This window comes from Rhizobium sp. 01N424 (assembly GCF_056399485.1).
On sequence record NZ_JBFTRK010000001.1, the window covers coordinates 738,657 to 760,468 of the forward strand.

Below are 21,812 nucleotides of genomic sequence, written 5' to 3' on the forward strand. Positions count from 1 at the left end.
GGGCTCGGTCCTTGTTATTCGCGCGGTGCGGCAGCGCGCCTCAAGCGGTCGTTGATAGCCTCGCCAAGTCCCTCGTCGGGGATTGGTGAAAAGGCGATCGTCGCCGCGCCGCTGGCATCGGCTTTCTTCATGTAGTCGAACAGGTTGGTGGCTGCCTCGGCAAGGTCGCCTGCGGGGCTGAGGTTCAGCTGGATTGCTGCATCTGCAATGCCGCGGATTTCAGCTCGCCCGAACAGGATCAGTGCCTCGCCAGGCAGGACGGCATCGGCATCGAGCCGCACGGCGGCACCCGGCGCATAATGCGAGGCAAGCATGCCCGGCGCTTCGATGGCTGCCGAGGCCTTCTTCCTGCGGCGCAGGCGCTTGCCCGCAACGCGCTCGATGTCCGCGGCTGCCAGCCCGCCGGGCCTCAGCAGTGTCATCTCGCCGTTCTCGACCTTGACGATCGTCGACTCGACGCCGACGTCACTCGCCCCCGCGTCGAGGATCAAACGGATCTTGCCGCCGAGATCATCGGCGACGTGGTCTGCGCTGGTGGCGCTGATCTTGCCGGACGTGTTTGCGCTGGGGGCGGCAAGCGGCTTTCCGAAGGTGCGGATCAGCTCGCCGGCAAAACCCTTCGGAATCCGGATCCCGACGGTGTCGAGCCCAGCGGTTGCCAGGGCATGAATGCCGCTCTGCTCTTTCAGCGGCAGCACCAGGGACAGCGGCCCGGGCCAGAAGGCCTCCGCCAGAAGCCGCGAGAGCGGATCGAAGACAGCATAGTCCTCCGCCATCGCAAGGTCGGCCATATGGCAGATCAGCGGATTGAACTGCGGGCGGCCCTTGGTCTCATAGATCCGGGCAATGGCGGCGGGGTTGGTGGCATCGGCCGCAAGCCCGTAAACGGTCTCGGTCGGGATCGCCACCGGATAGCCTTCGCCAAGCACGGCAGAGGCTGCGCTGAGCGCGTCTTCCCGGCTTGCGGTAATGTCGATGATACGTGCCATGAACTGCCTATAATCTCAGGCAGTCCCTTATGCTCTTGAGCGCCTGCGATCAATATCAGAGCTGGCGAATGATTTCCCGGAGCTGTTCGTTGCGCGCGCCAAGCAGCAGCACGTTGCGGATCGCCGCCTGCGGATCGTCGGTGCGGAATAGCACGCCGTTGCCGCGCACCGACCGGTCGATCGTCATCTTCTCTGCCGTATGCTCGCCGGGCTTGATCGCCACGGCGAAATACATGCGCGAATACTGCATGTTGATCTTGTGGAAGAAGTTGTCGTTGTCGCCGATATCGGCATAGAAATTGGCGATATAGAAAGCCCAGCTGACTTCCTCGTAGCGCGCAAATTTGGTGCGCGACGCCGTCACATGACAGTAGCCGAGATGCGGGCTGTCGCTGAGCGTCCGGTGAAATACCATCTTGGGGAACTGGATGGCCCGATGAAAGCCGTTTATCTGCTGATGTGCCTGGTTTCCTGCCGATTGCAGCTTGCGGCCGGTCTTCTCGGCAACTTCGTCATGCGTCAGGTAGCGGCGCTCTTCCGCCAGCCAGTGAGCGCGGTCACGGGTGATCTTTCCCGTCCGCAGAAACTCGGAATGGGGCGCCGCAGGGGCCTCCTCCGGTCTGGTTTCGTCCTTGGCGTCGAAATAGCGAAGTTTCGCCATGATCCGCATTCCCGCGTTTGTCTCTGCCGCAAGAATAGGAGTTCATGCTTAATGCGCCCTTAAGGCCGCCAATGGCATCGACCCCCGAAAACTTGCAGTGCCATCGTGTCGTATCTGGGATAATATTGCCTTTGGGAAAGTGGAAGGCGGGCGGCGGCAGTTCTTCTTGTGATGTCGCAATCGAATGAAAAGAGTGGAAAATCCATCGGGGCTCCGATTTTCGCAGCCGCTCGTCATCCTGTCGTCAATTTCGAAGCCGATGTCGCTTTACAACCAAGAACCGGGGATGCCCGGTGCTTAAATGCCCCCATGACCAATGCTCCCGGAAGGGAGGGAAGCGATCGCTTCCAAAAGCCATGCCTTTGATGGCTGAGCCGATTGCACGAGGATATGCAAATGGACATTCGAAGCAACGTTTTGCGGCAGCTCAAAAACCGGCGCGAAGGCTTCAGCCTTGAGCAGCCTTTCTATATCGACGAGGATTATTTCAAGCTCGATATGGAAATGATCTATTACCGCGACTGGCTCTTCATGGGCCATGATTGCGAACTGCCGAAGCCCGGCGCCTATTTCACGGTGCAGATCGGCCAGTATCCCGTTGTCATCGTCCGCGGCCGCGACAATGTCATCCGCGCCTTCCACAATTCCTGCCGCCACCGCGGCTCGCGCGTCTGCACCAAGGAGCACGGCTCCTCTGTCCGGCTCGTCTGTCCCTATCACCAGTGGGCCTACGATCTCGATGGCAAGCTCGCCTTCGCCCGCCACATGGGCGACGATTTCGACAAGAGCGGTTTCAGCCTGAAGCCGATCCATTGCGAAAGCTTCGGCGGCTATATCTTCATCTGCCTCGCCGACAAGGCGCCGGATTTCCAGCCGGTTCGCGACATGGTGACGCCTTACATGCTGCCGCATCGCCTCGCCGAAGGGAAGATCGCCTTCCAGAGCACCATCATCGAGAAGGGCAACTGGAAGCTCGTCTGGGAAAACAACCGCGAGTGCTATCACTGCGCCGCAAACCATCCGGAACTCTGCCGCACCTATCCGGAAGCGCCGAGCGTCACCGGTACCGACGGCGGCGCCGATGATCCTGAAATCGCCGGCCACTGGGCTCGTTGCGAGGCTGCCGGCCTGCCGAGCAAGTTCCAGATCTCGCCTGACGGCCAGTTCCGCACCGCGCGCATGCCACTGATCGAGGACGCCGAAAGCTACACCATGTCGGGCCGCCCGGCGGTCAAGCGCAAGCTGTCCGAGGACGTCACCATCGACCGCATCGGCACGATGCTGCTCTTCCACTATCCAACCACCTGGAACCACCTGCTCGGTGACCACGCGATCTCCTTCCGCGTGATCCCGCTCAGCGCCAACGAGACAGCGGTTACGACCAAGTGGATCGTTCACAAGGATGCCGTCGAAGGCGTCGATTACGATCTCGAAGAACTGACGCATGTCTGGACCGAGACCAACGACCAGGACCGCCGCATCGTCGAAGAAAACGCTTTCGGCATTCACTCGCCGGCCTATGAGCCCGGTCCCTATTCGATGCTGCACGAGGGCGGCGTCATGCAGTTCCTCGAATGGTACTCGAACTTCATGGTCAATCGCCTGCAGGGCGATCAGGCGAAGCTCTCAGTCGTCGCCTGACATTTGCGTGATCTTGCCAGCGCCGATGAGCCGGTTAATCTCCGGTTCATCGGCGCTTTCGTAACTTCAACCCGTGCTTGAAGAAAACGGTGCCGGGAACCTTTTCCGTCCCTGCGCGTTTGCTGACAGGCAAATTCCGCTCTTGGGATGGAGAACGACAATGATTGGTCTCAGTAAGAAGATTTCGGCCGCTGTGCTGTCCGCCGCTGTTGTCCTGACGAGCTTCCTGCCGTCTGAGGCCATGCCGCTGGCAGCAGCGCCGAAGGTCATTCAGCAGCAGGAACAGGCTTCCAGCATTCAGGACGTCCAGTATCGCCGCTATTATCCGCGCCGGGGCCCCGGCTGGTATGGCGGCTATCGTGGCTATCCGTATTATCGCAACGGCTACCGCCACTATAACGGCTACTGGTATCCGTTGGCTGCCTTCGGTGCCGGTGCGATCATCGGTGGTGCCATCGCTTCGCAGCCGCGCTACTATGCGCCGCCGCCCCGCTACGCCGCACCGCGCCTGACGGCCGCCCATGTGTCGTGGTGCGAGAACCGCTACCGCTCGTATCGTGTCTACGACAACACCTTCCAGCCGTATAACGGCCCGCGCCAGCAGTGCTACTCGCCCTACTGATACAAGGCGCATCGAGATGATAAAGGCCCGGCAGAGATGCCGGGCTTTTTGCTGTCAGAGGATGTTGACGCGTTTCAGCAGCCACCAGGCAAATACGATCGAGGCGAGGATCAGCGCCACCGCATATTCCGTCCCGCCCGACCCTTGGGCGAAAGGCAGGTTGGCGGTGTTCATGCCGAAGAAGCCGGTGACCAGCGTCGGCGGCAGCAGGAAGGCGGTCATGATCGACAGGATGTAGAGGTGCCGGTTGGTTTCCGACGACAGCTTCGAGTCGATTTCTTCGTGCAGCAGCCGGGCGCGTTCCTGCAGCGCGTAGATGTCGTGATCGACGGTCTCCAGCCGGCTGGTCAGCCTCCCGGCGATGTCGTCGAAACCGAAGGGCATCTCGTCCTCGTCGGATGCCGAAGCCCGGCGCATCAGCGCCAGCACGTTTCTGAGGTGGCGGTGGAGACGCACGACCGTGCGGCGCACCGGCGCCAGCCGCCGCCGCTCGTCGCGCGGCGTGTTGTCGTAGACGAAATCCTCGATCAGGTTCAGCTCTTCCGTCAGTTCCATGACGACGGAGATCAGCGTGCGCTGGAATTCGATCACAAGCAGCTCGAAGATATCGACCGGCCGCTCGAACTTTGCCGGGTTCTTTTCGATCATGATGCGCGCCCGGTCGGCGCTGCGCAGCGGCTGCAGCCGGGTGGTGACAATGAAGCGGCCGGAGATCGCAAAATGCAGCCAGCCGAGATCGGCTGTATCCTGGTCGAATTCGCGCTGGCAGTCGATGAGCGTGCCGTAGAGCATCTGCTCGTCGACGGTGAGCGCCGCATGGGTGTCGCGTGTCGTCAGCGCCGACTTGGCATCCTCGGTCAGGCCTTTGAGCGTGTCCAGCAGCGCTGGGACGCGCGCATCGGCCAGGTTCAGATGCAGCCAGTAGAAGCCGTCTCCGGCCGTCAGCTCCGCCGCCATCGCGCTGTTGTCAAGCCGGATCGCGGTCTTCGAACCTGCCGGGAAACGGTATGCCCAGATGAGGCCGGGGATATTGGCAGGCAGTGTATCCATCAGTCACCGGTCCTTCGCAAAGCCGTCATTCTCTTTTCGGCATTCCGCTCTAGAGATTCTCCATGACGTTTGTTTGCACAACGCTGCGAATAAGCAAGAGGCGAGACAACGTGGCGCAGCCCTGACACGCTTCAAAATCGAAATTGACGTTTACGTAAAAATCAATTAGCCCTGAGGCTGGAGGATGGCCGGTACCGATCACTGGCCGGATATGTGAGGAGACCATATGTACAAGGCGCCCGTCGAAGAGATCGCTTTCACGCTGAAGCATGTCGCCGGCCTGAAGGACGCGTTGGACAAGGGCCTGTTCGGCGATCTCGGCGAAGATCTCGTCGATGCGATCCTGACGGAAGCCGGTCGCTTCGCCACGGATGAGGTCGCGCCGCTCGGAGAGATCGGCGATACGCAAGGGTCGCGGCTGATCGATGGCGCGGTCAAGACGCCGGATGGCTGGGCGAAGCTCTATCAGGACTGGATCGCCGGCGGCTGGAACGGCCTGACCGGCCCGGAAGAATTCGGCGGGCAGGGGCTCCCGGTTCTCCTCAATGTCGCCGCGCTCGAAATGTGGAACTCGGGCGCCACCGCCTTCGCGCTCTGCCCGACGCTGACCATGGGTGCCGTCGAGGCGCTGACCGCGCACGGATCCAAGGATCTGCAGCAGACCTATCTCCCGAAACTCGTTTCCGGCGAGTGGACCGGCACGATGAACCTCACCGAGCCGCAGGCAGGCTCCGATGTCGGCGCGCTCAAGAGCCGCGCCGAGCGCCGTGACGATGGCACCTACTGCATCTTCGGCCAGAAAATCTTCATCACCTGGGGCGAGCACGACGCCACCGACAATATCATCCACCTCGTCCTCGCCCGCCTGCCGGATGCGCCTGCCGGAACGCGCGGCATCTCGCTGTTCCTGGTGCCGAAATTCCTCGTCAATGCAGACGGCTCGCTCGGCGCCCGCAACGACGTCTTCGTCCATTCGCTCGAGCACAAGATGGGCATCCACGGCTCGCCGACCTGCACGATGCTCTATGGCGACGGCAAGTTCGGGGGTGAGAAGGGCGCGATCGGCTGGCTGATCGGCGAGGAGAACAAGGGCCTCAACTGCATGTTCACGATGATGAACAATGCCCGCCTGACGGTCGGCATGCAGGGCGTGGCGATTGCCGAAGTAGCGACGCAGAAGGCGATCGCCTTTGCAAAGGAGCGTACCCAGGGTAAGGCGCCCGGCTGGACCGGCTCCGGCATGAGCCCGATCATCGAGCACCCTGACGTGATCAGGATGCTGCTGACGATGAAGGCGCTGACCCAGGGCTCGCGGGCCATCTCCTATGCCTGCGCCCACGCCATCGACATGTCGCATCACGCCGGCAGCGATACGAAACACTGGCAGGAGCGCGCCGCTCTCCTGACCCCGATCGCCAAGTCCTTCTCCACCGACGCCGGCGTCGATGTCGCCTCGCTCGGCATCCAGGTCCATGGCGGCATGGGCTTCATCGAGGAAACCGGTGCTGCCCGCTTCCTGCGCGATGCCCGCATCGCACCGATCTATGAAGGCACCAACGGCATCCAGGCAATCGACCTTGTCACCCGCAAGCTGCCGCTCTCGAATGGCGAGCATGTGAAAGGCTTCATCGCCGAGCTCAGTGTCATCGCCGAAGCGGTACGCGGGTCGAACCTCTCCGGCTTCGGCGAAACCGCCGCCCGCCTCGATGCGGCCATCGCCGATCTGACCGAGGCGACGGAGTGGCTGATGAAAGCACAAGCCGATGGCAGGATCGCCGAAGCGCTCTCGGGCGCCACACCCTATCAGCGCCTCTTCGGCCTGGTGCTGACCAGCGCCTATCTCGCCAAGGGCGGCCTCGCCAAGACCGGCGACGGTGCTGAAGAGGGCCGCATCGCGCTCTGCCGCTTTGCCGCCGAAAACCTGCTGTCCGAAACCACTGCCCTGAAGGACCGCACCGTCAATGGTGCCGCGAGCCTTGCCGCAGCCCGCGCCATCCTGGCCTGAGGATCACCATGACCGACCATATCATCGTCGAGCAGTCCGCCGAACACGCGGGCGTCCAGATCATCCGCTTCAACCGGCCGGACAAGAAGAATGCCATCACCCGCGCCATGTATGTGCGAATGACCGAAGCGCTGAAGACCGCCGATGCCGATGAGGCGATCCGTGCCACCGCCTTCCTCGGCACCGAAGGCGCGTTTTCGGCGGGCAACGACATCGCCGATTTCCTGGCCGCCGCGATGGGCGGCAGCCTCGGCCACGAGCTTCTCGATTTCCTCTATGCTCTGGTCAATGCGCAGAAGCCGCTGATCTCGGGCGTCGATGGTCTGGCGATCGGCATCGGCACGACGATGCACATGCATTGCGACCTGACCATCGCCTCGCTTCGCAGCCAGTTCCGCACCCCCTTCGTCGATCTGGCGCTGGTCCCGGAAGCCGCCTCCAGCCTGCTCGCGCCACGCATCATGGGCCACCAGCGCGCCTTCGCGCTGCTGGCCGCAGGCGAAGCTTTCACGGCTGCCGAGGCACGCGATGCCGGATTGATCTGGAAGGTCTGCGCGCCGGGCGAAGTGGAACATCTGACGCTGACAACCGCAGGCAAGCTCGCCGCCAAGCCTGCCACCGCTCTGCGAATTGCGCGCGATCTGGTTCGCGGTCCGCGCGAAGAAATTATTGCACGTATAGATGAAGAAGCGCGTTACTTCACCACACAGTTGAAAAGTGATGAGGCAAGAACAGCCTTCGAAGCTTTCATGCGGCGCTAATATAAAAACATAGGGTTTTAGCTAAATTTTAAGTGTGTTTTAATGCGACCCTACTAATCAGGAAGTGACGAATTGCCCGTTCGTCCAGGCGCATGACGCGCCTTGTGCAGCTTTGCCCCCAAGCCCCATCCGCCCGATCCGTTCCGCCGCGCAGTCCATCCGCGCAAACGGCAAGGTGGTAGACTTCGAAAGAACGCACTTGAAGAAGACGAATTTGATGACGCGCATTCTCGTCGCCGCGTCCGCAGTTGTCCTGGCGGCCTTCGCTGCCTTTTCCTTTTACATCAACTCCGTCCAGCGCGACGTTACCACCGCCTCGATCGAAGCCAATATCCAGTCCTCTGGCGAGCAGGCCGCACACAGCCTCGCCAACTGGATGAACGGCCGCGTGACGCTGACCGCCATGGTCGCGAACGCCATCGGCCGCGCGTCCGATCAGGCCGGGATCGAAACAGTGCTGCAGAACGACGTTCTCACCAGCCAGTTCGTCAGCACCTATTTCGGCAATGAGCAGGGCGTCTTCACCATGTGGCCGAAGCTGCCGATGCCCGATGGTTACGACCCGCGCAAGCGCCCGTGGTATCAGGACGCCGTCAAAGCCAATGCCAGCGTCATGACCGAGCCTTATGTCGATGCGTCCAGCGGCGACCTGATCATCAGCGCTGCCGTTCCGGTTCAGCGCGATGGCAAGCTCGCCGGCGTCGTCGGCTCCGACTTCGCGCTCGAAACCATGGTCAAGATGATCAAGGAGATCGATCTCGGCGGCCAGGGTACGGCTTTCCTCGTCAACAAGAGCGGCCAGATCCTCATCCATCCGGATGCAAAGCTGGTCACCAAGACACTCGCCGATGCCTTCCCGAAGCAGACACCGAAGATCGGCACCGGCCTTGCTGCCACAGAATTCGCCGGCAAGCCCGTTCTCGTCAGCTTCATGCCGGTCGCCGGGCTGCCGACCGTCGAGTGGTCTCTCGGCTTCGTCGTCGATAGCGACAAGGCATTCGCGGCACTCAACGAATTCCGTATCGCCGCAACCATTGCCACGCTGCTCGCCGTCGGCCTGATGATCGCTGCCATGGCCTGGCTGCTGCACGGCCTCGTCGTCCAGCCGGTCACGGCGATGACTGCCGCAATGCAGAAGCTTGCTGCAGGCGATCTCTCGGCCGCCATTCCCGGCCAGGAGCGCCGCGACCAGATCGGCTCGATGGCCGAGGCCGTCGCGGTCTTCAAGTCGAACGCCATCGACCGCCAGCGTCTCGAAGGCGAGGCCGAGGAAGGCCGCTCGCTGACCGAGCGCGAGCGCCAGGAGCGCGAGGCACAGAAGGCCCGTGAAGCCGCCGAAATCCGCACCGCCGTCGACGCCCTTGGCGGGGCACTCGGCGCGCTGTCGGACGGCAACCTCGCGCACCGCATCGAGACGCCCTTTGCCGCCCATCTCGACCGCCTGCGCAATGACTACAACAGCGCTGTCGGCAAGCTGCATGGCGCTCTTCAGACCGTCGGCAGCAACGCTAATGCGATCGACGCCGGTGCAACCGAAATCCGCACCGCCGCCGATGGCCTTGCCCGCCGCACCGAGCAGCAGGCCGCTTCTGTCGAAGAAACCGCAGCGGCGCTGGAAGAGATCACCACGACGGTCAAGGATACCGCCCGCCGCGCCGAGGAAGCCGGCAACCTGGTTTCTAACACCCGCAGCGGCGCCGAAAAATCCGGCCAGATCGTCCGCAAGGCTGTCGATGCCATGACCGGCATCGAGCAATCCTCGGAGCAGATCTCCAGCATCATCAGCGTCATCGACGACATCGCCTTCCAGACCAACCTTCTGGCGCTGAATGCCGGTGTCGAAGCGGCGCGTGCCGGTGAAGCGGGCAAGGGCTTTGCCGTCGTCGCTCAGGAAGTCCGTGAGCTTGCCCAGCGTTCCGCCAAAGCCGCGAAGGAAATCGAGGCGCTGATCACCACCTCAAACGCCCAGGTCCGCTCCGGCGTGACGCTGGTCGGCGAAACCGGCAAGGCGCTGGAAGCGATCGTCACGCAGGTACAGGAAATCAGCCGTCACGTCGGCGCGATCGTCACCGCCACCCGCGAACAGTCGACCGGTCTCCACGAGATCAACACGGCCGTCAACACCATGGACCAGGGCACGCAGCAGAACGCCGCCATGGTCGAGGAACAGACCGCCGCCAGCCACGGCCTCGCCGCCGAGGCCGCGAAGCTGATGCAGCTGCTGTCGCAGTTCAATCTCGGCAGCGGCCAGTCCGGCGCTTCGTCGGGTCACCGCCGCGTCGCTTGATAAGGCCTGCTGTGAACTGAAAATGCCCGCGGAGACGCGGGCATTTTTGTTTTGGGTCTCTCCCTCATTCCTGTGCTTGTCACAGGAATCCAGCCGGCCCAAGTCTTTGGGCCGAAAGGACTCTTCCCACCACGCAGACGCGTGGTGACTGGATTCCTGTGACAAGCACAGGAATGAGGGACGGAGAGCGCGCGATTCACAGAAAGATACGCGGCCCGACCAGCTGCGGCCTACTTCTCCAGCGTCGCCACGACTTCCACATGCGCCGTCCAGAGGAACTGGTCGATCGGCGTGACGCTGGTGAGGCGATAGCCACCGGCGATGAGAATGGCGAGATCGCGCGCCAGTGTCAGCGGGTTGCAGCTGACGGCGACGACCTTCTTGACCGCGGAGCGCGCCAGCTCCTGGCTCTGGAATTCCGCACCCGCCCGCGGCGGATCGAAGACCACGGCGTCGTAATGCTTGAATTCTGCCGTCATCAGCGGGCGGCGGAAGAGGTCGCGCTTTTCGATGCTGACGGGCTTCAGGCCCTGCGCCTTGCGCGCCGCCTGGTCGAGCGCGGCAAGCGCCTTGTCTTCGCCTTCGACGGCATGCACCCGGCCGATGCGGGCAAGCCGGAGCGAGAAGGTGCCTGATCCGGCGAAGAGGTCAGCAATGCGCTTGGCCTTGCCGACATGGGCGACGACCAGCTCGGCCATCGCGTCTTCGGCGGGCTTCGTCGCCTGCGTGAAGCCGCCGGCGGGTGGCGAAACCTGTATGCCGCCGAAATCGACGATCGGCTTGGTGGGCTCCACCAGAATCTCGCCATTCAGCGAAACGCGGGCGATGCCGCGCATCCCGAGCACGGTTTCCACCGCCTTGCGGCGCTGCTGGTCGGAAAGCTTCTTGATGCCGTCGACGGCAAGGTCGAGCCCGGACGCTGTCTCCAGCACGGAGATGCGGAAGGCTTCGGCATTGGCCGCCATGGAGGCGCCGATGGCCTTGATCGCCGGCAGCCGGGCCATGATCCCCGCCGACGAGATGGGACATTCCTCGATATCGACGATGTGGTGGCTTTCGGCCTGATTGAATCCAACAAGCATGTCCTTCTCGGTCTTGCGTGCCGCAAAGACCACGCGGCGGCGCTCGCCGGGATGGGCCACGACCAGATCGCCGACCTCGGCCTCGATGCCCTGCGATTTCAGTGCGTTGACCACCAGCTGCCGCTTGAAGGCGCGGTAGGGCGCATCCGCAAGATGCTGCAGCGTGCAGCCGCCGCAGGTGCCGTTGACGCCGTCGGGGCCAAAGTGGCGGCAGGCGGGCTCCTGCCGGTCCGCCGAAGCCTTGGCGATCGACATGATCGTGCCCTGGTTCTTGACGCGGGCGATCGCCACCTCTTCGCCGGGCAGCGCAAACGGCACATAGATCGGGCCGTCCTTGCCACTGGCAATGCCGTCGCCCTGTCCGCCGAGTTTCTGGATGGTGACTGTTTCGGTGCTCACGGCTTCGTTCCTGCGAGTAGATATTCCTGGTTGCCATCGCCGCCGGCAATGGGAGAGGCGATGAGCCCAAGGCTCTTCCAGCCCATCTCTTCGACGAACCAGCGTTCCAGCGAAGCCGCTACATCGGGCGCCGAAGCGGGATCCTTGAGCATGCCACCCTTGCCGATCGCCTCGCGCCCGGCCTCGAATTGCGGCTTGACGAGCAGCACCGCGGTCGCACCGCTTTCGGCGATCTCAAGGGACGGCGCCAGCGCCAGCCGCAGCGAAATGAACGACACGTCGGAGACGATGAAGGTCACGTCATGGCCGACATCGTCGGCCGTCAGGTTGCGGGCGTTGAAGCCTTCGATATTGGCGACACGCGGATCGGCGGCAATGCGCGGATGCATCTGCCCATGCCCGACGTCGATCGCCGTCACATGCGTCGCGCCACGCTCCAGCAGCACCTCGGTGAAACCGCCGGTCGAGGCGCCGATATCGAGACAGTGGTGTCCCGCGGGATCGAGAGAGAAATGGTCGAGTGCCGCCGTCAGCTTAAGGGCCGCGCGCGAGACATAGTCCTGCGCCGGATCGTCGATTTCGATCGCGGCGTCTTCGCCAAAGAGTGCTCCGGCCTTGGTGACGACCTTGCCGCCCACCTTCACCGTTCCGCGGTTGACGGCATCGCGCGCCCGCGAGCGGCTGGCAAAAAGGCCAAGGCTGACGAGAAGCTGGTCGAGGCGCTGTGTATTGTTCTGATCGGACATGGGCTGTCCATGACTGGCAAAGCCCGCGCTTGCAAGCCTTTTGTTTGCACGGCTGCCGTTGACGCCTCTTCGCGTTCGGCGATAATTCTGCCCTTGGTCATGGGGTAGGGGAGCGAAGTGGCATGGCAATTTCGAGAAGCTTGGCCATTCTTGCCGCCGCAGCCTTTGCCACCCCGGCGCTCGCCAACGATACGATGGCCGAGCTGAAGACCGGCGGCCTCACCTTTATCGAATCCCCCGATGTCAGCATGGAAAGCGAGGCGCTGTTCATTTCGGAGAAGGAAGTCCGCGTCGACTATGTCTTCGAAAACAGCGCGGACAAGGATGTCGAGACACTCGTCGCCTTCCCCATGCCGGATCTTCCCGGCCATGTCGAAAGCGATATCGCCATTGCAAATTCCGGCAGCGACAACTTCCTCGATTTCACCGTGACGCAGGATGGCAAACCGATCGCCCCGGCGCTGCAGCAGCGGGCGATTGCTGCCAGCATCGACGTGACGGACGACCTGAAAGCCCGCAACATCCCGCCGCTTCCCTTTGCCGATAGCACCTATGCCGCGCTGGACAAGCTGCCCGACGATGTCAAGCGGGACTGGCTGTCCCGCGGTGTGCTCTACGACGATGTCTATGACAACGACGGCAACGGCATGAAGCACCACATGACGCCACTCTGGACGCTGCGCTCGACCTATTGGTGGAAAACCGTCTTTCCGGCCAAGGCGAAAGTAACGGTCTCGCACCGCTATACGCCGAGCGTCGGTGGCACGGTGGCGATCAGCTTCCTGGAAGAAGGCGAGGCCAAGGGCGATCGCTATGCTGACTATGCCAGGCGCTACTGCATGGACCAAGGCTTCGTTAAGGCCGCGCAGAAGCTCGCCAAGGGGCAGGAAAATGGCGGCCCGAACTACACCGAAAGCTGGATTTCCTACATACTCAAGACCGGCGCCAACTGGAACGGCCCGATCAAGAACTTCAAGCTGACGCTGGACAAGGGCAGGGCCAAAAACCTCATCAGCTTCTGCGGCACCGGTGTGAAGAAGACCGGTCCCACCACTTTCGAGATGACGGCGACCGATTTCTGGCCGGAACAGGACCTCGATATTCTGATCCTCAACGCGCCGGATGAATAGCACACCCAATATTTGTGCGGTGCAAACTTAAACAATTTTAAAGCCCCGCCCCATAGGTTCGGGACGATTGCAGCGGTTCGCCTGAATCGCTTTCGCCATGATGGCACGCATTTCCCTGCCCGCAGTTCATGTTCCTTCCGATTTTCCGTCTGCCGCCGCTGCCCATCGGCGGCCCGTCCTTTGCCGCGCCGATTATTTGCCAGGAGAATTACCGGTGTTCGCCAATATCTCACTCAAGGGGAAGCTCGCGGCGACGTTCGCAGCCCTCATCGTCATTTTCGTTGCCGTCTCGTCCTATGTTTACGTCAAGGCCGGCGCTTCATCTGCCGCCGCCGCCCAGCAGGAAAAATCCGAGCTCCTCGTCAATCAGATCGACGACGCGCTGCAGGCCATGCTCGAGCAGGCCGTCAATCTGCGCGGCTTCATTCTGTTCCGCTCCGACAGCACCTATGGCGATATTTTCGCCAATCGTGAGCGCATGCTGAAGGCGATCGCCTCGGCCAAGGAAAGTGCGGCAGACGAACCCGCCGTGCTCGACATGATCGACGGCATGCAGAAGGCTGCTGATCTCTATTTCCACGAGCTCGCCGAGCCGCAGGCCAAGGCCCGCAAGGAAACCGAAACCCCGATCGCCGACGTCGTCAAGATTGGCGTCAATGCCACCAAGGGCCAGCTCGACGGCTTTCGTCAGGCCTCCGCCAAGATCAAGGCCGCCGCCCGCGACAAGTCTGCTTCGCTCGCCGCCATCCAGGCCGATGCCGATAGCGATCTGAACAATACGTTGCTCTTCGGCGGCATCGGTGCCTCGCTGGCCGCCGCCGTTCTCGCATGGCTGCTGTCGCGCGCCATCGTTCAGCCGATCATCGGCATGACATCGGCCATGGACCGCCTCGCAAGCGGCCACCACGACGTGGACGTTCCGGCCCTCGACCGCCGCGATGAAGTCGGCCGCATGGCCCAGTCGGTTCTGGTCTTCAAGGAAGCTGCCGCCGAAAAGCTGCGGCTATCAGGCGAAACCGACCGTATGCGCGGCGAAGCCGAACGCCAGCGCCTGCTCTCCGATGAGGACAAGGCCCGCGAAGCGGCCGAAATCCGTTCGGCGATCGAAGGTCTCGCAACAGGCCTCTCGAACCTCGCCAATGGGGATGTCGCGAGCCGCATCACCACGCCGTTCTCTCAACAGTTCGACGGCCTGCGCACCGACTTCAACAATGCCGCGGGCAAGCTGCAGGCAACGCTGCAGTCGGTCGGCCGCAACGCCTCGGCGATCAATGCCGGTGCCGGTGAAATCCGCTCGGCCGCCGACGATCTCGCCCGCCGCACAGAGCAGCAGGCCGCAGCCGTCGAAGAGACCGCCGCAGCCCTCGAAGAGGTCACGACCACTGTTCGCGACAGCGCCAAGCGCGCCGAAGATGTTGGCCATCTGGTCGAGCGTGCCCGTGTGGGCGCCGAGCGCTCCGGCGACGTCGTCCGCAAGGCCGTCACCGCCATGGAGCAGATCGAGAAGTCTTCGGGCGAGATCAGCAACATCATCGGCGTTATCGACGATATCGCCTTCCAGACCAACCTCCTGGCGCTGAACGCCGGTGTCGAAGCGGCGCGTGCCGGTGAAGCCGGCAAGGGCTTTGCGGTTGTCGCTCAGGAAGTCCGTGAGCTTGCCCAGCGCTCGGCCCAGGCCGCCAAGGAAATCAAGGCGCTGATCAACACCTCGGGCGAACAGGTCAATACCGGTGTCTCGCTCGTCGATCAGACCGGCAAGGCGCTGGCCGAAATCGTCAACGAGGTCCAGGAGATCAACCGCCACGTCGGCGCGATCGTCACCGCCACCCGCGAACAGTCGATCGGCCTGCAGGAGATCAACACGGCCGTCAACAACATGGACCAGGGCACGCAGCAGAACGCCGCAATGGTCGAGGAACAGACGGCTGCCAGTCATTCGCTGGCGCAGGAAGCCGCATCCCTCGACGCTCTCCTGCATCAGTTCAAGCTCGGTGCCGCCGCAGCCGTCGCCGTCGCCCCGCGCGCGGCAGTCGCCCAGCCGGCCTCACGCCCGGTCGCCTCTCCGGCCCGCGCTCTGAACAACCGCGTCGCCTCCGCATTCGGCGGCAGGACTGCAACGGCCGCTGCGGCCGTGCAGGAAGATTGGGAAGAGTTTTGAGATCAGCCTGATCGTCTGAGACAGGGCCCCCGAGGGAAACTTCGGGGGCTTTTTTGTTTTTGGGTGCTTGCGGGTGTGGCCCCTCATGTCCCCGAGGGGAGAAGGGAGTGTGAACGAAAGGCCTGCTCCAAACTCAAGCTTCCCCTCTCCCCTCGGGGAGAGGGTACGGTGAGGGGGTCCCGGATCAGGCGTTTTGCGATTTAACCCGCAACCCCAACCGCAGCACTGCGACCGAGCGCCCGGAATACCGTCGAGACAATCCCGGCGCGATCCAGCCCTGCATGGGCATTCATCGCCTCGGGCTTCGCCTGTTCCATCCAAATGTCGGGCATGACAAGCGAGCGCACCTTGAGCCCGTTGTCGAGCAGGCCTTCCATGGCCAGGAACTGCATCACGTGGCTGCCGAAGCCGCCGACGGAGCCTTCCTCGATGGTGATCAGGATTTCGTGGTGGGCGGCGAGCTGGCGGATCAGGTCGTGGTCGAGCGGCTTGGCAAAGCGCGCATCGGCAACGGTGGTCGAAAGACCGGCCGCATCGAGATCTTCGGCGGCAAGCAGGCTGTCGGCCAGGCGGGTGCCGAAGGAGAGCAGCGCCACCTTGGTGCCTTCCTTGACGATCCGGCCCTTGCCGATCTGCAGGATTTCGCCGCGCACCGGCATCTCAATGCCGACACCTTCGCCGCGCGGATAGCGGAACGAGATCGGACCGGCGTCATAGGCGGCAGCGGTGCGCACCATATGCTTCAGTTCCGCCTCATCGGCGGCGGCCATCACCACGAAGCCGGGAAGGGCTGCGAGGAAGGTCGTGTCGAAGGAGCCGGCATGGGTCGGCCCGTCGGCGCCGACGAAGCCGGCGCGGTCGATCGGGAAGCGGACCGGCAGACCCTGAATGGCAACGTCATGGACCACCTGGTCATAGGCGCGCTGCAGGAAAGTCGAATAGAGCGCCGCAAACGGCTTGTAGCCTTCGGCGGCGAGACCGGCGGCAAAGGTCACCGCATGCTGCTCGGCAATGCCGACGTCGAAACAGCGGGCCGGATAGAGGCTCGCCAGCTTGTCCAGGCCGGTGCCGTTCGGCATGGCGGCGGTGATGCCGACGATCTTGTCGTCGAGCTCGGCTTCCTGCGCCAGCGCTTCGGCAAAGACGCTCGTATAGCTCGGCGCATTCGGCTTCACCTTCGCCTGGGCGCCGGTGATGACATCGAACTTGTTGACGCCGTGATACTTGTCGGCGGCAGCTTCTGCCGGCGGATAGCCCTTGCCCTTCTGGGTCACGACATGGATGAGAACAGGCCCTTCCGCATGGTCGCGCACATTGCGCAGCACCGGCAGCAGGTGCTCGAAGGAATGACCGTCGATCGGGCCGATATGGTAGAAGCCCATCTCCTCGAACATCGTCCCGCCGGTCACATAGCCGCGCGCATGCTCGACGGCGCGCGTGATGGCGCGGTCGACCTTCTTGCCGAGATAGGCGGTCAGTTTCTTGCCGAAATCACGGAAGCCCATATAGGTGCGGCCGGAAGCGAGACGCGCCAGATAGGCGCTCATCGCGCCGGTCGGCGGGGCGATCGACATGTCGTTGTCGTTGAGGATGACGATCAGCCGGGCGTCCAGCGCACCGGCATTGTTCAGCGCCTCATAGGCCATGCCGGCCGACATCGCGCCGTCGCCGATCACCGCGATCACCCGCTTGTCGGTCTTGTCGAGCTCGGCGGCGACAGCCATGCCGAGACCGGCGGAGATCGAGGTTGAGGAATGGGCAGCGCCAAAGGGGTCGTATTCGCTTTCGGCGCGGCGGGTAAAACCGGACAGGCCGTTTTCCTGGCGCAGCGTGCGGATGCGGTCGCGGCGGCCGGTCAGGATCTTGTGCGGATAACACTGGTGGCCGACGTCGAAGATCAGCCGGTCGTCGGGCGTGTTGAAAACGCTGTGGATGGCGATCGTCAGCTCGACGACACCGAGGCCGGCACCCAGATGTCCACCCGTTCGCGAGACAGCGTCGATCATCTCGTCGCGGACCTCGCGCGCAAGCTGCGGCAGCTCGCGATCATCGAGCTTGCGCAGGTCGGCGGGATAGGTGACCTGATCAAGCAGCGGTGTCTTCAGCGGGTTTGTCACGGGCGGGCGCTCTTTCTTGTCATTCTAGGCTTATGCTTATTCCGATTAAATTGCGGCAAAACAAGTGCGTTTCAAGAACCGCAACCCCGCCATTCTAGAGAAGTTCAGCCCTCAGGCAAAGGCACGAATTCCTCTTCATCCCCCGGAACGATGTCGAAACGGCCGGTGCGCCATTCTTCCTTGGCCTTCTCGATGCGCTCTTTCGAGGACGAGACGAAATTCCACCATATGTAGCGCTTGGAATTCAGGGCCGCGCCTCCGAAGAGCATCAGGTGACAGCCGTCGCTTCCTGCCTCCAGCGTGATCGGATCGCCCGGCCGGAAAACCAGCAGCTGGTCGGCCGCAAAACGGTCTCCGGCGATGACCACTTCGCCCGACAGCACATAGACCGCACGCTCTTCATGGGCCGCAGCAAACGGAAACTTGGCGCCCGGCTGGATGTTGATGTCGGCATAGAGCGTATCGGAGAACACCTTGACCGGCGATTTCAGGCCCTCGAACGAACCGATGACGACGCGGCCGCGAATGCCGGCATCCTCGATGACGGGCATCTCGCTCTTTTCGGTATGGGCGAAGGCCGGATCGATCTCTTCCTTGTCATCGGGCAGCGCCAGCCAGGTCTGCAACCCCGACATCAGCAGCGGATGACCGCGCAGATTGTCGGGCGTGCGCTCCGAATGCACGATGCCGCGCCCGGCCGTCATCAGGTTGATATCGCCGGGGCGGATCACCTTCTCGGTGCCGAGGCTGTCGAGATGACGGATTTCCCCGTCGAACAGATAAGTAACCGTCGAAAGCCCGATATGCGGATGCGGCTTCACATCCAGCGCCTCATCCGGCTTCAGGATCGCCGGTCCCATGCGGTCGAAGAAAATGAACGGCCCGACCAGCCGCCGCTGCCTTGTCGGAAGCGCACGCCGCACCTGGAAACCACCGATATCGCTGGTCCGCGGAATGATCAGGTTCTCGATCGCATCACAGGCGAAGGCATCGCCGGGCAGGGGGTCTTTACCGGGGAAGAAGGACATGACGGTTTCCTCTAGATGCCAGCGAGATCCGGAACATGCGGATAGCGCGACGCGATTTCAATGGTCAGAGCGTTTCCTGCTCTTCAGGATAACGGGCAAGGAAAGATGCAAGCTCGTCGAGCAGGGGTGGGAGCGGATTGGTGGCGGCATTCCAGATGACGGTATCGAGCACACCGCGATAGTCGTGGCGAAGCACATTGCCGAAATGACGCATCGCCAGCCAGTTATGGGCCGGAAACAGTTCCTCGGCCAAGGGTCCCAGTTTGACGGCTGCTTCGGATATCCGGGCAAAGCAGCGCTCGGTGGCATCGCGAACGAGGCGATTTTCTTGGTAGGCCTTCAGGTCCATGTCTCGGATATATTCCAAAACGGCCTCCCCATTTTCGACGATATCGCGAATCCGCGTCAGGGGACGTTTAGAAGGCAACAGCGCGGTCCTGTTCGACGTTCAGGCGAAACCGCTCCTTCTGCAGAGGTTCGGCGATCACATCCACCTTGTGGAAGCCGGTGATCTCTGTAATCCGGTCTTCCAGGTTCGCGATCGCGCTGAAGTAATCCAGACCTGATTTCATGATTGGATCGCTGAGCTTGACGAGAATATCGAGGTCCGATTCCGGCGTCGCTTCACCGCGTGCCACGGAGCCAAAGACCGACAGATGCTCCGCGCCGGCGGCGCGCAGCTCGTCCTCGTGCTCCCTCAGCTTGGTGATGACCATATCCTTGTCCATACCAAGGAATATAGGGAATTTGCGCTGTTCGGTCGAGTGCCACTCCGGAATGCATTCATCCGGTTGCCGCCAATCAAGCCCCGTCGAGCGGCTCCACGCCCTGCGGCTTGCCGGCGCGGTCGAGGCGGATCTTCTCGATGCGGTTTTCAGCTGCGGAAAGCAGGGTTTCGCAATGCTTCTTCAGCGCTTCGCCGCGCTCGTAGATCTCGATGGATTCGTCCAGCGCCACGTCGCCGCGTTCCAGGCGGGCAACGATGCTTTCGAGTTCGGCCACGGCCTTTTCGAAGGAAAGACCTGAAACTTCAGGCTTGGCGCTGTCAGTCATACTCAACCCTTCATCAATCGAAGCACATGCAGGCCTGCCGATTCGGCGAGGCCTTCGAGATCATATCCGCCTTCCAGCAGGCTGACGACCCGGTTGGAGGCGCTTTTGTCGGCTATCTCCAGCAATCTTCCGGTCGCCCAGTCGAAATCCTCGCCGACCAGATTGATCTGTGCCAGCGGATCGCGGTGATGCGCGTCGAAGCCGGCGGAGATGATGATCAGGTCCGGGCGGAAGTCGTTGAGCGCCGGCAGCACGCGGGACTTGAAGGCTTCGCGAAAGTGGTCGCTGCCGACATTCGGCGAGAGCGGCGCATTGACGATCGTGCCGTGCTTGCCGGTTTCGTCCTTGGCGCCGGATCCCGGATAGAGCGGCATCTGGTGCGTCGAGCAGAACAGCACCGAGGGATCGTCCCAGAAAATGTCCTGTGTGCCGTTGCCGTGATGCACGTCCCAGTCGACGATCGCGACACGTTCGGCGCCATAACGCTTCTGCGCATGGCGGGCGGCGATCGCGGCATTGTTGAAGAAGCAGAAACCCATTGCCTTGCTCTTCTCGGCATGGTGGCCGGGCGGCCGCGCGGCGACGAAGACGTTGTCGGCCTTGCCGGTGAACACGTCATCGACGGCACCCATGGCGCCGCCGACGCCCGTCAGCACCGCTTGCAGGCTCTTCGAGCTCGCATAGGTGTCGGCTTCCAGCTGGTTGATCTCGCCTTCCTCCTCGGGGATCTGCCGCATCACGGCAATCAGATGCTCTTCCGGATGGGCGAGCAGAACCGCATCCTCGTTGGCCTGCGGTGCCTCCTTGCGGTCCAGCCGCTCGAAGTTCGGATGGCCGAGCGCGACGTTGATCGCGCGCATCCGGTCCGGCCGTTCGGGATGGCCTTCAGGCGTGACATGCTCAAGAAAGATCGGGTGTTCGTAAAGGCGGGTGCTCATGGCGACACTCTTATCCTCTGGCCCTGTCATGATCCACAGCAGATGGTGCCGGGCATGGCTATTTCAACAGGTGTGCACTGTCGCGTGCCTATCATCGCAAGCGTTTACTTCATCTCTGGCGGCGCCTAGTGTCCGCGCGGGGCAGGGGGAAGACAATTCGATGGCAAAGCCGAAACGCAGCAATGTGGCGCAGATACGAATACCGTTCCGGGATGTGGACATGAACGGTCAGATGTTCCTCGCGTCCTATATTTCCCACGCCGAGGCGGTGCTTGCAGGCTTCTGGTCGATGCGGCCGGAGCTTGATGACGAACCGCTCTATGTGGCCGCCAAGGTATCCTGCACGCTGCACCGTCCGCTTGCCTATGACGACGATGCGACCTTTACCGCGACCGTCGACAAGATCGGCCTTCGCTCCGTCGGCTTCATCATTTCTGTCGATGCCAAGTCAGATCGGGCCGCCGAAGTGGAGCTGACCTGGCAGGCGCGCGGGCGCGAGAGTGGCGAGCCGGTCGCGCTGCCGGAAGAGACGCGCGACTGGCTCTACAGTTTTCTCGATTAGGCGCGCGCCGGCAGCAGCGGATAGCCGACCATCACGGCGCGGCCGACCAGCGCTGCGACGAAGGCCTTGGCGACGTCACCGGGTACGAAAGCCATGGAGCCGATGAAGGCCTGCTCAAGGTTGACGCCGCTGACCAGCGCCAGATAACCGATGCCGAAAGCATAGAGCACGACGATCCCGCCGATCATCGCCGACAGGAAGAAACCCACGGTCTGCACCAGGCCGGACTGTTCCGCCTTGACGAGACGTTCGCTCAGATAGCCGGTGGTGAAGGCGGCAAACAGCCAGCCGATCAGGAAGCCCGTCGTCGGTGCAGCAAAGGCGGCAAGTCCGCCGCGGCCGCCGGAGAGAACCGGCAGGCCGATGGCGACAAGCACCCAGACGATCAGTACGGCAACCACGCCGCGGCGTGCGCCAAGCACGACGCCAGCCATCATCACGCCCATCGATTGCGCGGTGATCGGCACCGGAATGAAGCCGAGCGTGATCGGCGGCAGAATGCCGAGCGCCACGATGATGGCGGCAAAAAGGGCAGAAAGGACTAGGTCGCGGGTGCTCATCATAGGCTCCGTGTTTACGATCG

General features: G+C 62.6%; 20 protein-coding genes. 8 read left to right on the top strand and 12 right to left on the bottom strand.

From position 1 onward, the window contains the following. Window positions 1–14 precede the first annotated feature (14 nt). Both AC1DNK_RS03755 and AC1DNK_RS03760 read right to left on the bottom strand, forming a co-directional pair. Window positions 15–989: an L-threonylcarbamoyladenylate synthase gene (locus AC1DNK_RS03755; protein ID WP_477939377.1), complete on the bottom strand. Its 975-nt coding sequence runs from the start codon at window positions 987–989 to the stop codon at window positions 15–17. Between the two features lie 55 nt (window positions 990–1,044). Then, on the bottom strand, window positions 1,045–1,650 hold the full coding sequence (locus AC1DNK_RS03760; protein ID WP_112386519.1) for a DUF6656 family protein: 606 nt from the start codon (window positions 1,648–1,650) through the stop codon (window positions 1,045–1,047). Between the two features lie 396 nt (window positions 1,651–2,046). Here AC1DNK_RS03760 and AC1DNK_RS03765 point away from each other — a divergent pair, with 396 nt between their 5' ends. Both AC1DNK_RS03765 and AC1DNK_RS03770 read left to right on the top strand, forming a co-directional pair. After that, a complete protein-coding gene (locus AC1DNK_RS03765; protein ID WP_112386489.1) occupies window positions 2,047–3,291 on the top strand; it encodes an aromatic ring-hydroxylating oxygenase subunit alpha in 1,245 nt (414 codons plus the stop codon). Window positions 3,292–3,451: 160 nt separating this feature from the next. Then, window positions 3,452–3,913, top strand: a complete 462-nt coding sequence (locus tag AC1DNK_RS03770) for a BA14K family protein (protein WP_112386488.1) — start codon at window positions 3,452–3,454, stop codon at window positions 3,911–3,913. Window positions 3,914–3,967: 54 nt separating this feature from the next. Here the strand turns inward: AC1DNK_RS03770 and AC1DNK_RS03775 are convergent, their stop codons facing one another. Beyond that, window positions 3,968–4,963 carry a transporter gene (locus AC1DNK_RS03775; protein WP_477939379.1) on the bottom strand — a complete coding sequence of 332 codons (996 nt, stop codon included), beginning with the start codon at window positions 4,961–4,963 and terminating at the stop codon, window positions 3,968–3,970. A gap of 226 nt (window positions 4,964–5,189) precedes the next feature. Between AC1DNK_RS03775 and AC1DNK_RS03780 the strand changes: the two genes are divergently transcribed. From AC1DNK_RS03780 to mcpU, 3 genes are all read left to right on the top strand, one after another. Further along, entirely contained in the window at window positions 5,190–6,968 is a 1,779-nt protein-coding gene (locus AC1DNK_RS03780) for an acyl-CoA dehydrogenase (protein ID WP_477939381.1), read from the top strand. An 8-nt stretch (window positions 6,969–6,976) separates the two neighbouring features. Next, complete coding sequence (locus tag AC1DNK_RS03785; RefSeq protein WP_477939383.1) at window positions 6,977–7,729, top strand: crotonase/enoyl-CoA hydratase family protein; 753 nt, start codon at window positions 6,977–6,979, stop codon at window positions 7,727–7,729. A gap of 217 nt (window positions 7,730–7,946) precedes the next feature. After that, on the top strand, window positions 7,947–10,016 hold the full coding sequence (gene mcpU, locus AC1DNK_RS03790) for a methyl-accepting chemotaxis protein McpU (protein WP_477939385.1): 2,070 nt from the start codon (window positions 7,947–7,949) through the stop codon (window positions 10,014–10,016). A gap of 230 nt (window positions 10,017–10,246) precedes the next feature. Here mcpU and AC1DNK_RS03795 read toward each other — a convergent pair whose 3' ends face one another. Continuing rightward, the gene (locus tag AC1DNK_RS03795; RefSeq protein WP_477939387.1) at window positions 10,247–11,497 is read right to left on the bottom strand and encodes a class I SAM-dependent RNA methyltransferase; all 1,251 of its coding nucleotides are present in this window, start codon (window positions 11,495–11,497) and stop codon (window positions 10,247–10,249) included. Further along, on the bottom strand, window positions 11,494–12,243 hold the full coding sequence (locus AC1DNK_RS03800) for a TlyA family RNA methyltransferase (protein WP_477939389.1): 750 nt from the start codon (window positions 12,241–12,243) through the stop codon (window positions 11,494–11,496). The genes AC1DNK_RS03795 and AC1DNK_RS03800 overlap by 4 nt, the downstream gene beginning before the upstream one ends. Window positions 12,244–12,371: 128 nt before the next feature. On the opposite strand from AC1DNK_RS03800, the gene AC1DNK_RS03805 reads away from it, so the two are divergent. Together AC1DNK_RS03805 and AC1DNK_RS03810 are read left to right on the top strand one after the other, a co-directional pair. After that, window positions 12,372–13,373, top strand: a complete 1,002-nt coding sequence (locus AC1DNK_RS03805; protein ID WP_477939874.1) for a DUF4424 domain-containing protein — start codon at window positions 12,372–12,374, stop codon at window positions 13,371–13,373. Between the two features lie 214 nt (window positions 13,374–13,587). Continuing rightward, on the top strand, window positions 13,588–15,531 hold the full coding sequence (locus tag AC1DNK_RS03810; RefSeq protein WP_477939391.1) for a methyl-accepting chemotaxis protein: 1,944 nt from the start codon (window positions 13,588–13,590) through the stop codon (window positions 15,529–15,531). Window positions 15,532–15,731: 200 nt separating this feature from the next. Here AC1DNK_RS03810 and dxs read toward each other — a convergent pair whose 3' ends face one another. The 6 genes from dxs to AC1DNK_RS03840 all read right to left on the bottom strand — a co-directional run bounded on the left by dxs (window position 15,732) and on the right by AC1DNK_RS03840 (window position 20,667). Further along, window positions 15,732–17,648 carry a 1-deoxy-D-xylulose-5-phosphate synthase gene (dxs, locus tag AC1DNK_RS03815; protein WP_310292264.1) on the bottom strand — a complete coding sequence of 639 codons (1,917 nt, stop codon included), beginning with the start codon at window positions 17,646–17,648 and terminating at the stop codon, window positions 15,732–15,734. A gap of 104 nt (window positions 17,649–17,752) precedes the next feature. Further along, window positions 17,753–18,676 carry a pirin family protein gene (locus AC1DNK_RS03820; protein ID WP_477939393.1) on the bottom strand — a complete coding sequence of 308 codons (924 nt, stop codon included), beginning with the start codon at window positions 18,674–18,676 and terminating at the stop codon, window positions 17,753–17,755. 64 nt (window positions 18,677–18,740) lie between these two features. Next, entirely contained in the window at window positions 18,741–19,043 is a 303-nt protein-coding gene (locus AC1DNK_RS03825) for a HepT-like ribonuclease domain-containing protein (RefSeq protein ID WP_477939395.1), read from the bottom strand. A gap of 49 nt (window positions 19,044–19,092) precedes the next feature. Next, complete coding sequence (locus AC1DNK_RS03830) at window positions 19,093–19,392, bottom strand: nucleotidyltransferase family protein (protein WP_477939397.1); 300 nt, start codon at window positions 19,390–19,392, stop codon at window positions 19,093–19,095. A gap of 85 nt (window positions 19,393–19,477) precedes the next feature. Continuing rightward, complete coding sequence (locus tag AC1DNK_RS03835) at window positions 19,478–19,729, bottom strand: exodeoxyribonuclease VII small subunit (protein WP_003545921.1); 252 nt, start codon at window positions 19,727–19,729, stop codon at window positions 19,478–19,480. A gap of 2 nt (window positions 19,730–19,731) precedes the next feature. Continuing rightward, complete coding sequence (locus tag AC1DNK_RS03840; protein WP_477939398.1) at window positions 19,732–20,667, bottom strand: histone deacetylase family protein; 936 nt, start codon at window positions 20,665–20,667, stop codon at window positions 19,732–19,734. Window positions 20,668–20,827: 160 nt separating this feature from the next. Here AC1DNK_RS03840 and AC1DNK_RS03845 point away from each other — a divergent pair, with 160 nt between their 5' ends. Further along, on the top strand, window positions 20,828–21,229 hold the full coding sequence (locus AC1DNK_RS03845) for an acyl-CoA thioesterase (RefSeq protein ID WP_477939399.1): 402 nt from the start codon (window positions 20,828–20,830) through the stop codon (window positions 21,227–21,229). On the opposite strand, the gene AC1DNK_RS03850 is transcribed toward AC1DNK_RS03845, so the two are convergent. Then, window positions 21,226–21,789 carry a biotin transporter BioY gene (locus AC1DNK_RS03850; protein WP_477939876.1) on the bottom strand — a complete coding sequence of 188 codons (564 nt, stop codon included), beginning with the start codon at window positions 21,787–21,789 and terminating at the stop codon, window positions 21,226–21,228. The genes AC1DNK_RS03845 and AC1DNK_RS03850 overlap by 4 nt on opposite strands. Between the last annotated feature and the right edge of the window lie 23 nt (window positions 21,790–21,812).